Raw genomic sequence first — 12,849 nt, forward strand, 5'->3', positions numbered from 1 at the left:
ATGTCAGGAAAGTAGGTGTTAGTGTGAAGCAATTTCATTGAAAAAGTCTGGGTTATTCCGAATCGTCGCCAGTACCTTAGCGGCTAGCCCCGTAGGATTATTACGTTTGCCTTCCCAGCTTTTGATCGTATCCACGCTGGTTCCCATTGCGCTGGCAAATTCCGCCTGAGAAACATTGAGCTTGGTACGAATGGCTTTTACATCGGCTACTTCATGGCGTGCTGTGCGGCTAGCCTCAGTGTTGCCCTGATTAATCTCAACGGCTTCCTGCAGCGATGTTTGGAGTTCGTCAAAAATGCTCATCCAGAAACTTCCTCCTTTAATTGGTGGGTCAGTGTTTTCAATGCGGCCTTTTCAGCAAGTGTTATGTTGTCCTTCATGTTCTTAGGGTAGGCCAATATCACAGATATATGGTCGCCGCCTGGTTGTCATCTGGCTGCTAACAGGATGAAAGACATGTGAGTAATGTAATCCCTGGAAAAGATAACGTATTGATAATTCTTGGTTTCCGCATTGCAGGCGCGATCCCAAAGTTTGTTTGGTTGCACTCATAATCCCTTGCTCACAGGCTAAAGTCCTACTGGGGTTTCCAGCTGTTGCAGCGTAACGGTGTGGCTCATTGATGATTCCATGTATGGCAGTAACCGTGGGCATGGCTGATACATCGCCCCAACAAAATAGTGAGCCGAGTTTAGCGGTGTGGGGGCATGTGGGCAAAGGGCTGCTTAGCAGCCTTGCTCAATAATCATGATGAGGCTCTCAGTTACGACTGGTTCCAAACGCTCGTAAACCTAACCCGTACTGTTTCGTATCAGCTTTGCAAAGGTAAGAGGCGCGATAGAACGCCTCCTGAAAGCTATTAGCATCACCCCGGTCGATCCAATAGTACGGATGCTCAGGCACGTGAACCCATGGCTCTTGAGGATTCCAAGTGACCCCTAGTGCACTATACCAAGCGCGTGATACACGGCTGATAAGGTTTTCATTTGGAGAGCATGCTTTACCAGGCATGTGATAGGCGGCGTGGTTGAGTAGGAGTAAGAAGTGGTAGTGCGGCTTACCATTAATGCCGACTTCACGGCTCCACACGTATCGCACTTTGGTATCTGGTACCCAGCCATTCTGACGCTTCCGTTCTCGGTCGTGTTTAATAATAGCCTTAATGGAGGCGGTGAACCTTGCGATAAGGCCTTTATGATCCTCTAACGTCATTCTGTCGCTTATCTCCGTAGGGATGACAGGATCAATCCGGACGGCTAACACACGCGGGTAGTCATTCAGGGCTTTATGCATTGTGTCGTAAAGGGCCTGCAGGTACTCACTTGCCATTGGCAGGTAGTCCTCTTGGATGCGTAGCCCGTTAAAGACAGGGGTATAGGTGAAGTGCAGGTTAGCGTTTGAGTAACGTGGCGGTAGCATTTAAATCTCCTTAATAGGAATGATTGCCCATGGCTTCTGAGGAATGGGCGTTTATGACAGGCACGACGAATCCTCCAGCGGGCGCTGGATTCAATGCGGTGATGATGTCTTGAAGATTAGCCTTTCGTTGCCTGCTTAGGTGCGGGGCTTGATGCCCCTCCTATTACCCTTTGATCAGCTTAATAATAATTAAACAAGGGTCAGAAAGGTTGATGGCAGTTCGACGGATGTAGGTAGGCGCTAGTAGGAGCGAGTAGCGGCTAGTGGATAATCAACTCTTTAATTAAATTAGCAAATGCTAAATAATTTGACCTTAAGCAGCATCTTCATTCCTACGCTTAATGCTGTCATTTATCCAAGTATCGATTTCACTTTCGACCCAGGCAACTGCCCGTGTGCCTAGCTTGATTGGCTGAGGAAACTGGCCAAGGTTGATGTACTTGTAGATCGTTGACCTGGCCAGCCCTGTGCGTTCCATGACGTCTTTGATGCGGATCAGTTTCATGCTCATGACGAACTCCTGTTATTCGTTCATGACATGAGGAAGCTGAGTATTTTTTAATTGGAGAGTGGCTTTGGCGACTGTTGGTTATGAGTCGGTAGGCTCTTGAGTGTCTGACGCTATTGCATCATCTGGCTCATCATTGATGGCTGAAAGGCAATCCTGATGATGCGTTTGCCAATAGGCTTTTAGATCCTCGCTGACAGGGCTGAGGAACATAGTGGTCGTTGGCTCTTTATCGGCATCTTCGGAACGCAGGCCATAGCTACGTAGTTGAAACGCGGGTAAGGTCGGGCCGTTAGGTGAATTGGGGAAAACAGGCACGAGCATGTAGGTCATTGCTTCGACATCTCCGTGTCCATTATGGATGATGGCAAGCTTAAGCTGTTTGGCTAGGTGATGTGACAGGGCATAAAACAGTAGCGCCAAGGGGTGGTAAGAGAATTGTTCTGTTATTGGTTCTACTGTGGGAGACTGACCGTCCAAGGCCTTTGTATAGTTGTCTGCTTTTTCAGAAGCGGGCTCTGGTTCCGCGATCACATATTCAGGCGTTATGCCTAGACGGCGAGCAGTCGCTACTATGACGCCATGGCATGGCTGTTCAGGCCCGAGTAAATCTTCTTTTAATTCATTCCAGGAGGAAGTTAGCAAATCACAAGCATCGATATGAACGCTGGTAAGTAACCAGTTTGTATCCTCGGCATCGTAGTGTTTAAGCAGCTCTTCAATACCGCCTTCTAGATAACGTGTGCTTGGCAGCATTGATAGCGCTAGGTTAAGAACCCTTTTGAGTTTGTAGTATTTCTCTTGGTAGTTTTTGGCTTCGCGATAAGGGTCATTGTCTTGTTTTGATTCCGCCTTAGTATCGTCTGACACGGTACTCTCAAAATCCTTGTTGGCATCGTACTCCTTTAACAATGCTTCGATTTGCAAGCTGCATACCCCTGCAGCCATCACCGCATCCACTATTCCACCTATTAACTCAGTCCTTTTTATTCCACCTTTTGATTCCATTACCTTGGGTTTGGTGCTTGAGGGTGGCGATACAATTGTGACGGGCGTTCTTGTGTACCTTCCAAATGAATGGTGTGCTAAATCAAGCAAATAAATAGAGGTTTTGCGTTTTTTAGCTTGGTGTGAGTATCGCCCCGGCTCATGGTGCGCAATGACCCCTACATCGACCAGCTTCTTCAGTTGCCTATCTATGCGAGATCGTGACATCCCCGTAAGAACGCGCATTTTTGATATTCCAAGGCTGTTTGATCTTGCCCAGTAACGATGGACACCTCAAGAATGTAATACACTGCAACGAGGTGAACCATGGCAAGATCGACGACATCAATGAAGAAAAAATCCTATACCCGTTACTCAGATACCTATCGGCAAGAAGCGTTAGCGCTTGCTGATCGCATAGGCGTTGCCGCAGCGGCTCGTGAACTGGGCATACACTCGAGTCAGCTTTATCAGTGGCGTTCTAAGGTTCAGCAACAGCAAGATACATCTGAGCGAGAGCGGTCGCTGGCAGAAGAAAACGTTCGTCTGAAGCGGCAATTAGCCGAAGCCAATGAGGAGCTGGCTATCACAAAAAAGGCCGCGGTGTACTTTGCGAAGAGCCTGAAGTGAAGTACGCCTTTATCCATCGTCATCGCCAGGCTTTCAGTGTTCAGCGCATGTGCCATGTTGTTGGGGTCGCTCGAAGCGGCTACTACGCTTGGCGACAGCGCGAAGGAGGTCTGTCTCTAAAGCGCAGCCAGCAAGCCGTTCTCGATAAGCGTGTGGCTGCGGCGTTTCACCAACGTAAAGGCCGCTCAGGCGCCCCGAGATTAGCTCTAGACCTGCAAGATGACGGAATACCGGTGAATCGCAAGACCGTGGCTGCCAGCTTACAGCGACAAGGCCTGCGTGCTAAAGCTGCCCGTAAGTTCAAGGCCACCACAAACTCTCGACATTCGCTACCTGTTGCGCCAAACCTGCTAGAGCAAGACTTCAGGGCTTCAGCCCCTAATCAAAAGTGGGTGGGTGATATCACCTACTTGGCGACGGGTGAAGGTTGGCTTTATCTTGCTGTGCTAATTGATCTTTACTCTCGCAAAGTCGTTGGTTGGGCAATGAGCGAGCGTATGACGGCAGATCTTGTCTGTGATGCACTACAAATGGCGCTATGGAAACGTAAAATGCCAACAGGCGTGATCGTCCATTCAGATCGAGGTGGTCAGTACTGTTCGACGCTGTATCAGTCGCTACTGACGCGACATGAACTCAAGTGCAGTATGAGCGCGAAAGGCAACTGTTATGATAACGCCTGTGCCGAAAGCTTCTTTCACAGCCTCAAGGTGGAAGCGATCCACGGCGAGAACTTTAAAACGCGAGATATGATGAGACGCCAGGTGTTTGAATACATCGAACTGGACTACAACAAGCAACGACGGCACAGTGCTATAGGGATGATCAGCCCAGAGGCGTTTGAAGTCCGAATGATCGCTTAAACGAGTGTCCACTGTTGCTGGGTAAGATCAAATCCTTTGTTCTATTTTCAGCAGACAGTCGGGTCGTTTTTGCGAGTTTGGCTATTTCTTCTGCGTGGTGCGTAGAAGACGATGGGCTCTTCTGTAGTGCCTTCACAAGCTTTGCTGACAAACGATAACGCGACGCTGGCCGCCCTGGCCCTTTGATAGATAGGCGCTCAATTTCAATGAACGGTTCTTGCCTTTCGCCGTGCTTGTCAATGAGTACATCCCAAGCTCGGCGACCTTGCGCATACGTTAGGCCTAGGCTTGAAAAGAGTGTTTGCAAAGTGCAGTCAATGCTTTTTTCAAGACCAATAACTAATGCCCATTGCATCAGTAGCCAACGCGCTTCAGGCGTTAATCGAGCATCTCTGTAGGTCAGTATTGCTGCATTCATAGCAAGCAGTATACGCCAGCTTAAAAAAAATAAAAATCCGATATTACGGACTGAATAACCAATTATTTATTACATTGTAATACTACGTTGTGTTTTTACATTGTAATATGATTTTGACTTTAACTATGATTCATACTTTGTTTTGAATTTTTGCTTTTTAATTTTTCTCAAGGATCTACAAATGTCACGACCGTTTGAATGGGTTGATGTAATGGAACCCGAGCAATTTAATTGGATTGCTGATTACTTAACGCGCAAAGCAATAGTTGATTTGCTGCCTTACGAGCTTGGAAAAAACCTTCAACAATTTGGCCCTCAGGCAACGATTAGCATATTGAGCAGCTTTCCAGACACTGCCGTTTATCGGGAGCTTAGTCGCCGTATGCAAGCTAATTGGAATGTGCGCAAGCATCGCAAAAAGCATGGCAATCCCGTATCAATCCAAATGTCTAAAGAGGCTCAAAGGCATTTGAAAGCCTTGGCTAAAAAAGGCGGTCAATCTCAGGTGGAGACGCTTGGCCAAGTCATCAGCAATGCAGTACATGAGCAAAAGCAAGACACGGAGAAATATAAAAAAGAAAAAGAATCATTTTCGTTAAGAATGGAGAAGCAGCAGAGGGCGAGTCAGCAGATCAAGTATGTTTATGGGAAGGCTGTTGAGAGCTTGCTCAAGTCCCTGGCTGAAGAAATAGATCACCGGTGCAGATATGAAGCGCTAGTAGGTAAATTGGACGACGCAGTGATAGATAGCGCAGCGATAGAGGCTTACTGCGATTCAGTAACAAAACGCGTTGCGGAAGTTGAGCTGGGGCTTGGCATACTGAAAATAATGCGTGCGAGAGTAGGACCTTCTCTAAATGAACGGATGCAAGAATTTATTCGTTTTCATGAGGGGGGGCACTTTGAGGATGGAAGTGGCCATAGTTAGTGATGTGATGCAGTACAAAAGGGCGGAAGCTGCAATCGATACTTTCAGTATGGCTTTCGTTTTGGGTCTTCCCCAACGCTAGTTGGGTAGTGTATTGGGTAGTAATTACATGTTTTATGTGTAGATTATATTTTAATATATTGATTGTTAATGTTTTTTTACTTTTATTCTATTTTAAGATTCAGAATATTGAGTGATGTCGACGTAACAATATGACCAAGCTCTAAGTTTTAGTTATTAGTAATAAGCGTGTTTACCATCTACGGTTGCAATAATTGTTAAGCCACCAGGAAAATAGTTTTCCGTACTATTTGTTGCATCCATTAGCTTCTTTGGTTTTTAAAAAGCTAACGTATTTAGAGAGAATGCCGCGATTGGGAACTTGGCCCTTCGTGATAATAGCGTCGCTAGTGCGTTAGTCCCTGACACGTGGCGGTTTTTCGGGCCACTCTGAAAGGGCAATTTCACCCTCGATAGCATCTATCACGACCTCGAATTCCTGCGGGCAGTGTTTAACACCACACTCCCAGACAACGATGACGCGCCATCCTTGAGTCTCTAGTTCGGCCTGTTTGCGTGCGTCTCTACGTACGGTCTCGGCGAGCTTGTTCTGCCAGAACTCCTTTTGGCTGGCGGGCGTTGTCGCATAGAAGCAGCCTTCATGACGGTGCCAGAAACAGCCATTTACAAAAAGAGCGACCTGATAAACAGGAATCACAAGGTCTGGTTTACCGGGCAAGTGGTTCGCGTGGGCGTCAAAAGAAATATGTCGTTTCTCTAGCTCCGCCTGAACGAACCGCTCCGGGACAGTATTTTTGCCCTTGATAGAAGCCATCATTTTTGACCGGGTAGAACGATCAACAATGTCCGCCATATGGATGCCTGCAAATAAGCGCTATAAAAAGATGGCTTCCTGGTCTCCGTTTGGTGGCAAGCGAGCGTTACGGCACCAGGGATATCTCAAGCTGTTTTTGGTCTTCTTTCGCCTTGATAGACTCAATTTTTCGGGCAGCAAGAATTCGCGATTTCATTAGCTTTGCCACTGCTTCAAACACCGGAACAACCACCGAGTTACCAAACTGCCGGTAGGCTTGGGTATCGGATACCGGGATGACGAAGTTGCTCTCACCCAGCTTATCAAAGCCCATTAATCGGGCGCACTCTTGGGGCGTCAGCCTTCTTGGCCGGTGCGTGAGGTTGTGTTCACTGTAGAAATCCAGGGCGTCATCGAATCCACGGTCTACCAAAATCTCCGAACCATCCTTGTGATAACGGGCTGACAAGGTGCGGGCCACGTCGTGGGAGCGGGTCAAGCCAAAGCCGAATCCGTTACCCTTTTCGCGGTGCTTCTGCGCGTACTTGTAAAGGTACTCCCACAGTTTAGGCGTCAGGATGTACTTGTCATCGACGTCCTTATCCAGGAGTTCGCCAAAAGAGGGGCGCTGCTTCGGATACATATTGACGATGTCTTTTAGAGTGAAGCCGTCATGAACATCAAAGTCTCGACGAAAGCCCACAAGCACAATCCGCTCGCGATGCTGAGGAAGGAAGTGTTTGGCATCGATAACCTTGGGATCCTGGCCTTTGGGAGCGTTAACATCCGCGACTTCATAACCCAGCTCATCCAGCGTCTCACAGATCACACGGAAGGTTTTACCCTTGTCGTGGCTCTTGAGGTTTTTGACGTTTTCAAGCAGGAAAGCCGCCGGCCGCTTGGCGGCCAGAATCCGTGCAACGTCAAAAAACAGTGTTCCCTGGGCATCGCACTCAAACCCGTGTTTGCGGCCAAGAGAGTTCTTCTTTGAAACGCCTGCCAGAGAAAACGGCTGGCACGGAAAGCCTGCCAGTAATACGTCATGATCAGGAATCTGCTGATCAATGTGTTTATAGGCGGTATCTTCGTCAATCTCGAGGTTCGAGCTCAGCGTGACTTCGCGGATATCTTCGTTGAAGCGATGCGTCAGCGGATCGCAGAAATGATTCGCTTTATAAGTACGTACGGCGTACTTGTTCCACTCAGACGTAAACACACATTCACCGCCAATGGCTTCAAACCCCTTTCTTATACCCCCGATACCGGCGAACAGGTCAATGAACCGAAAAGACGGCTTGAGATCATTGGGTTTAGGTGTTGGCAGCATGGACACCATGCGCTGGTAGGCGGCACGGGTAACTTTGGGTTCAGCCTTTCCTTTGGCCCAGCGATTAATGGTTTCTCGGCACCAGCTCCCCTTATCAACCTCGGCAAGTGCTTCTGCGATGGCTCTTTGATCGTAAATTTCCAACAGCTTGTTCAAAAGAGCTCTGTCATCAAGCCTCGCATAGGGCGATAGAGAAGTACCTGCTGGTTGAGGGGCCGCGTCTGAGTCAGCAGCGTTATCAATATCGAAAAGGAGAGTCATGAAGTTCTCTGGGTCAAATGTGTGACGATCTGCCACGATTGTAGGCCCATCATTCGGTATTGGCGAGGCCTTACTGCTGAAGACGGCTGTTCTTTAACATCTGATCACTGGCCGGGCGATCCAAATGGCCTGTGGCAGCAAGATGAATGTTTTTGGCAATTTCTTTGACGGGATCGTCCAGCGTTCCCAGAAACTGAAACTCGGAAGGGATAACGTAGCGCGCTTTTTGCTCATCTTTTCCGGTGAAGGATTGTTCCGCCCCCGTTGCCGATGAGCGTCTTTTCATTATCTCGCGCAAGGTCGTTTCATCCAATAACTTTGCCAATAGTACGACGTTCTTGCGATCCCCGATTCGGTTGAGTAGGTAGCCCGTGCCCAGGTTTTTGTTCCAGATCGGCTTCACCATAATCATGTGCAGCGTCTTGATGCCTCTCTGGGCCAACGCCAGCATAACTCTTAGCTGGCCGTTATTAATCCCAAAAGAGAGATTCTCATCAGGGCCAGTAACACGCGGGAACTTGTGCTTAACTTCCAGCTGCATGAAAGTGTTATCCGGCAGCCGTGCAAGGCTGTCTATATCCCATACGCCATCGAAAAAAGGCTGTATTGCACAGTTTTTGAACAAGCGATGGAGCACGACTCGCTTGAAAAGATCATCGCTATATTGGCTGGAAATACCCGCCCAGAACGCTTGTTGGGAGCGGTGTTCATCAATGACCGATGCCGCAGGAATCCTGAATTGAGGCACTGTTTGTCTGCGGTTCTTCAGCATAAAGGACTGAATGGGAATATGTGTTTCGCCGTTCCACTCCTTGATAAAGAAGTCTCGGGCTGACTCGTTGTAATAACAATCAAACAGAAAACCGTCATGACTTCCTTTGGGCGCAAGAAGCCTGCGCAGCACTGCTGCTGACGTACACTCTTCTGAGTGGTCCCACACCCACCAGGCATTCACAAACGTTTTCCGCGTCGAATGGCGCTGGGTTTTCACCGTGAGTGTGCGAACCAGCGAGATCGGCAATACGTCAATCCCTTGCCCGGTAAGCTTGCTGAGATACTCGTTAAACACTGATTCAATGACCAGGCCTTCCAGCATCCGGCTCTTATCGGAACGAACGAGAATTTCCTTTAGCTGCTCGATGTTATCAAGCGGAATATCCTTAAGGTGCCCAAACGGGGTCAGCAAGCTCATTGCCTATTATCCTGCACTACGCATGGAGGTTTGATATTGGCTGGGCAAGGGATAATTAGCAAGTGTTGAAAAATTGCCTGGTTAAGGCGCCTCGCCTTTCTCGGCGTATGGCTAAAGGTATACTGCAAAATTTGCAGCGTTTATTTTTCGCTTGGCTAGCCATTTACCCCTCTGCGTATTGTTCCAACTGCTCAACCTGAGCCTTATTCTGGCTGGCCAGCAGATGCTCGTAGTCGAGCGTGCTCATCTAGCGTTCTAAAGCTCCTACGCTCCAGCTTTGATTGATCGCTTCTTGTAAATGCCCGTCGGTCGCGGACTTACGCATTTGCCACTCGCAGAAGTGTGTTGTAATGGGTTTTGCTCCATTCGGTATGCACTGTGTTCCGTATTAGATAGTTTTGATAAAAACTGGCGCATATTGCGTAGGTTATGCATCAAAGCCCTTAACTCGCTGCTCAATCCGCTATTTCGAGAGCTTCTACCAATTTACTTCAACAAAACTGGGAAAATTATTCGCTCAACATTGCTCGGCCCAAGTTTTAAGCTGGAGATAATTTTGAAAGGAGCGCCTTATGTCATCATCTACTATTCCACCAGTGCGCCATGTTATCGCTCAACATTCAGCCCTCCGCGATGATATTGGTGATCTGGTCACTCGGCGGCCGCTGCCTGGGCCTAGTCTTGATCAGTTGGATCCTTTTCTGTTTTTGAATCATCACGGCCCGCAGGTTTATCCGGCCAATAATCAAGGCTTGCCGTTTGGTCCACACCCGCACCGGGGCTTTGAAACGGTAACGTTTATTCTGGAAGGCTCGCTTGCTCATGCCGATAGCGCCAAGCACCAGAGCGTGATTCACGCAGGTGGCGTGCAGTGGATGACGGCGGGCAGCGGTATTGTGCATGCAGAAATTTCGCCTGCTGAATTTTTGCGTGAGGGTGGCCCGCTGGAAATTTTGCAGCTGTGGATCAACTTGCCTGCGCGTTTGAAAATGAGCGAGCCGCGCTATGTGGGCCTTCAACAGGATTCAATTCCGGCAATTGCGCTACCAAGTGGCGGCGAAATGAACTTGATCGCCGGGGAGTGGGGCGATACGAGCGGCCCTATCGAGACGTTAACCAATGTGTTTATGTCGACGCTTAAGCTGCCTGCCGGTGTGCGCGAGCAGTTGCCCGTTGCCGCTGGGCGGCAGGTGTTTCTGTATGTGGTGAGTGGCGACGTGACGGTGAGTGGTGAATCCACCAAACCCCATCAACTGGTTGAACTGGACCGGGAGGGCGATAGCATTGTGATTGAAGCCGCAAGCGACGCTCAGCTGCTGTTTGGCCATGGCGATGTCATTGATGAGCCGGTTTACTCGCACGGGCCGTTTGTGATGAATACTCGGGAAGAGATTGTGCAGGCGGTCGAGGATTATCAGGCCGGTAAGTTTGGCGGGCTGAACGCCTAAATGTTTTATTGTTAAACCGGCTCGCCGCGATAGTAGTGCCACAGAAACAGCGACCCCACGCTACGCCAGGGCGCCCAGTGCTGCGTAAGCATTCGCGCCTGCTTGGGCGTGGGTTTGTCGTCTAAACCTTTTAAGCGGCCTAACGCCACGCGCAGGGCGAGGTCGTCGGCGGGGAAGATGTCGGGGCGTTTGAGTGAGAACATCAGGTAGATTTCCGCACTCCAGCGCCCAAAACCGCGCAGTTGAGTAATCGTGGCAATCACGTCTTCATCGCTTAGATGCTCAAGCCCATCGGCACTGAAGGTGCCGGCAAGCTCCGCTTCGGCAAGCTCTTTAGCGTACTCGATTTTGCGCCACGAGAGCCCTGCATCACGTAGTGCCTGGCCTTGTGTGTCGAGGACGGCTTGGGCATGAAGTTCCGGCAGCAGGGTATTCACGCGGCTCATAATCGCACGAGCCGCTTCCGTGGAAAGCTGCTGGCTGACAATGGTGGAGAAGAACGTCGCAAAGCCTTTATCACGCACACGTGGCGAGGGCGCCCCTACCAATGGAAGGGCGCGGGCGATATCCGTGTCGGCCCTGGCGAGCGTTTTTAGGGCCTGTTCAATGGTGTCAGGGGTCATATACGCCTTACGGATGCAGAGTGTTAAAGATGCTTTGTGGATTAAGCCTTTAACCGCAGGCCTGCTTCAAAGCGTAGTCTGTTAAAGTGAAACACTCGCCTGCTAATATTTCATTGAACATATTTATACTTTCGTCTAATCCTGCGATCATCGCCCCACTATAACGGCCGTTTGTTAAGCAGGCGTTTGGCGCGCCTGAGGAGAAAAAATGCAAGAGTCGCCCCAAGGGCTGGCGCGTAACCCGCGTTTGGCCGAATTCGCCTTGGCGCTAGGTGGGTTTGGTATTGGCACCAGTGAATTCGTCATAATGGGCCTGATGAACCGTGTCGCGAGCGACTTGGCGGTTAGCGTGCCGCAAGTTGGCTACGCGATCAGCAGCTACGCGTTAGGCGTTGTGGTCGGGGCTCCGTTGATTTCCGCATTGGCCGCGCGCGTGCCCAAGCGGGGGTTATTAATTGCGTTGATGCTGGTGTTTGCCGTCGGCAATATTGCCAGTGCCATGGCGCCTGGGTTCTGGTCGTTCGTGGGGCTGCGCTTTGTGGCAGGTTTGCCGCATGGCGCCTACTTCGGCGCTGCGGCATTAGTCGCCGCGGGGGCGGTGCCGGTTGATCAACGTGCCCGGGCCATTTCCCGTGTCATGCTGGGCTTAACCACGGCCATTTTAATCGGCGCGCCGCTGGGTACCTGGGCGGGTAACCAGTTTGGCTGGCAAATCGCGTTTTCCGGGGTAGGTGTTATAGCGTTAATGACCGCGCTATTAATTCGCGCGTGGGTGCCGGTGCAGCCGTTTGATGCACTCGCAAGCCCACTGCGTGAGCTGTCGGCACTGGCCAAGTCTCGCGTTCTGGTGACCATTGCCATTGCCTGTATCGGCTGTGGCGGTATGTTCTCGATTTTTAGTTATGTGATGCCCACCCTGACGCAACAGGCGGGTATGAGCGAGGCCTTGGGGCCGCTGGTACTAGTGATTTTCGGTGTGGGGTCGATTATTGGAAATCTGGTCGGCGGTCGCATGGCGGATAAGAACCTGATGAGGGCCATTCCAAAAATTCTGGTTTGGTGTGCCTTGATTCAAGGGCTTTATTACTTTGCTGCTAATAACGTATGGACAGGACTTCTGTGCGTTGGGCTTGTGGGTACCTGTATGGCCCTTGCCCCTTCGTTACAAACTCGCTTAATGGATGTGGCCGGGGATGCTCAAACCATGGCGGCCTCGCTTAACCATGCTGCGTTTAATGGCGCTAATGCATTAGGTGCTTGGCTTGCCGGGTTGGCAATTAGTGCGGGTTTGAACTGGTCGAGTACGGGGTTGGTGGGCACGGGCCTGGCGCTATGCGGGCTAGCGATTTTTGTGTGGGGGCGCTGGCTTGAGAAACGCACCGACAGCGTGGCTGTGGGGTTATAAAAGTGGCATAAATAGCCATTCATTCC

At 50.0% G+C, this 12,849-nt stretch carries 12 protein-coding genes; 4 read left to right on the forward strand and 8 right to left on the reverse strand.

Features of this window, described 5'->3' with window-relative positions:
* Positions 1 to 18: 18 nt before the first annotated feature.
* From nadS to ACT3T7_RS18035, 4 genes are all read right to left on the reverse strand, one after another.
* On the reverse strand, positions 19 to 303 hold the full coding sequence (nadS, locus tag ACT3T7_RS18020) for a NadS family protein (protein ID WP_039181156.1): 285 nt from the start codon (positions 301 to 303) through the stop codon (positions 19 to 21).
* Between the two features lie 456 nt (positions 304 to 759).
* Positions 760 to 1,419, reverse strand: coding sequence for an inovirus Gp2 family protein (locus tag ACT3T7_RS18025; protein ID WP_444631869.1), 660 nt, complete (start codon positions 1,417 to 1,419; stop codon positions 760 to 762).
* A gap of 313 nt (positions 1,420 to 1,732) precedes the next feature.
* Positions 1,733 to 1,930 (reverse strand): helix-turn-helix transcriptional regulator, encoded by a 198-nt coding sequence (locus ACT3T7_RS18030; RefSeq protein ID WP_414120913.1) that lies wholly within the window; start codon positions 1,928 to 1,930, stop codon positions 1,733 to 1,735.
* Between the two features lie 78 nt (positions 1,931 to 2,008).
* A complete protein-coding gene (locus tag ACT3T7_RS18035; RefSeq protein WP_444631871.1) occupies positions 2,009 to 3,160 on the reverse strand; it encodes a hypothetical protein in 1,152 nt (383 codons plus the stop codon).
* Positions 3,161 to 3,241: 81 nt separating this feature from the next.
* On the opposite strand from ACT3T7_RS18035, the gene ACT3T7_RS18040 reads away from it, so the two are divergent.
* A protein-coding gene (locus tag ACT3T7_RS18040; RefSeq protein WP_139296708.1) for an IS3 family transposase occupies positions 3,242 to 4,407 on the forward strand; the annotation gives its coding sequence in 2 pieces (ribosomal slippage) (positions 3,242 to 3,503 and positions 3,503 to 4,407; 1,167 coding nt in all).
* A 599-nt stretch (positions 4,408 to 5,006) separates the two neighbouring features.
* Positions 5,007 to 5,753: a hypothetical protein gene (locus ACT3T7_RS18045; RefSeq protein ID WP_444631872.1), complete on the forward strand. Its 747-nt coding sequence runs from the start codon at positions 5,007 to 5,009 to the stop codon at positions 5,751 to 5,753.
* Positions 5,754 to 6,168: 415 nt separating this feature from the next.
* Here ACT3T7_RS18045 and ACT3T7_RS18050 read toward each other — a convergent pair whose 3' ends face one another.
* The 3 genes from ACT3T7_RS18050 to ACT3T7_RS18060 all read right to left on the reverse strand — a co-directional run bounded on the left by ACT3T7_RS18050 (position 6,169) and on the right by ACT3T7_RS18060 (position 9,347).
* Positions 6,169 to 6,627, reverse strand: a complete 459-nt coding sequence (locus tag ACT3T7_RS18050) for a very short patch repair endonuclease (protein WP_193056928.1) — start codon at positions 6,625 to 6,627, stop codon at positions 6,169 to 6,171.
* Positions 6,628 to 6,694: 67 nt separating this feature from the next.
* Entirely contained in the window at positions 6,695 to 8,155 is a 1,461-nt protein-coding gene (dcm, locus tag ACT3T7_RS18055) for a DNA (cytosine-5-)-methyltransferase (RefSeq protein WP_444631874.1), read from the reverse strand.
* A 70-nt stretch (positions 8,156 to 8,225) separates the two neighbouring features.
* Complete coding sequence (locus ACT3T7_RS18060; RefSeq protein ID WP_444631876.1) at positions 8,226 to 9,347, reverse strand: hypothetical protein; 1,122 nt, start codon at positions 9,345 to 9,347, stop codon at positions 8,226 to 8,228.
* 572 nt (positions 9,348 to 9,919) lie between these two features.
* Here ACT3T7_RS18060 and ACT3T7_RS18065 point away from each other — a divergent pair.
* Positions 9,920 to 10,795 carry a pirin family protein gene (locus tag ACT3T7_RS18065; protein ID WP_444631877.1) on the forward strand — a complete coding sequence of 292 codons (876 nt, stop codon included), beginning with the start codon at positions 9,920 to 9,922 and terminating at the stop codon, positions 10,793 to 10,795.
* A gap of 11 nt (positions 10,796 to 10,806) precedes the next feature.
* Here the strand turns inward: ACT3T7_RS18065 and ACT3T7_RS18070 are convergent, their stop codons facing one another.
* On the reverse strand, positions 10,807 to 11,418 hold the full coding sequence (locus tag ACT3T7_RS18070; RefSeq protein ID WP_444631879.1) for a DNA-3-methyladenine glycosylase family protein: 612 nt from the start codon (positions 11,416 to 11,418) through the stop codon (positions 10,807 to 10,809).
* Positions 11,419 to 11,626: 208 nt separating this feature from the next.
* On the opposite strand from ACT3T7_RS18070, the gene ACT3T7_RS18075 reads away from it, so the two are divergent.
* Positions 11,627 to 12,823, forward strand: a complete 1,197-nt coding sequence (locus tag ACT3T7_RS18075) for an MFS transporter (RefSeq protein ID WP_444631881.1) — start codon at positions 11,627 to 11,629, stop codon at positions 12,821 to 12,823.
* Positions 12,824 to 12,849: the final 26 nt, after the last annotated feature.

It is taken from the genome of Halomonas sp. 111, from assembly GCF_052379685.1.
In the GTDB taxonomy this organism is placed as follows: Bacteria; Pseudomonadota; Gammaproteobacteria; order Pseudomonadales; family Halomonadaceae; genus Vreelandella; species Vreelandella citrativorans.

Excerpts from the sequence above, each read along its gene's own strand:
- ACT3T7_RS18045 (WP_444631872.1), top strand. The coding sequence starts at position 5,007 with ATGTCACGACCGTTTGAATGGGTTGATGTAATGGAACCCGAGCAATTT.
- ACT3T7_RS18075 (WP_444631881.1), top strand. The coding sequence starts at position 11,627 with ATGCAAGAGTCGCCCCAAGGGCTGGCGCGTAACCCGCGTTTGGCCGAA.
- dcm (WP_444631874.1), bottom strand. The coding sequence starts at position 8,155 with ATGACTCTCCTTTTCGATATTGATAACGCTGCTGACTCAGACGCGGCC.
- ACT3T7_RS18035 (WP_444631871.1), bottom strand. The coding sequence starts at position 3,160 with ATGCGCGTTCTTACGGGGATGTCACGATCTCGCATAGATAGGCAACTG.
- ACT3T7_RS18030 (WP_414120913.1), bottom strand. The coding sequence starts at position 1,930 with ATGAGCATGAAACTGATCCGCATCAAAGACGTCATGGAACGCACAGGG.
- ACT3T7_RS18050 (WP_193056928.1), bottom strand. The coding sequence starts at position 6,627 with ATGGCGGACATTGTTGATCGTTCTACCCGGTCAAAAATGATGGCTTCT.
- ACT3T7_RS18025 (WP_444631869.1), bottom strand. The coding sequence starts at position 1,419 with ATGCTACCGCCACGTTACTCAAACGCTAACCTGCACTTCACCTATACC.
- ACT3T7_RS18065 (WP_444631877.1), top strand. The coding sequence starts at position 9,920 with ATGTCATCATCTACTATTCCACCAGTGCGCCATGTTATCGCTCAACAT.
- nadS (WP_039181156.1), bottom strand. The coding sequence starts at position 303 with ATGAGCATTTTTGACGAACTCCAAACATCGCTGCAGGAAGCCGTTGAG.
- ACT3T7_RS18070 (WP_444631879.1), bottom strand. The coding sequence starts at position 11,418 with ATGACCCCTGACACCATTGAACAGGCCCTAAAAACGCTCGCCAGGGCC.
- ACT3T7_RS18060 (WP_444631876.1), bottom strand. The coding sequence starts at position 9,347 with ATGAGCTTGCTGACCCCGTTTGGGCACCTTAAGGATATTCCGCTTGAT.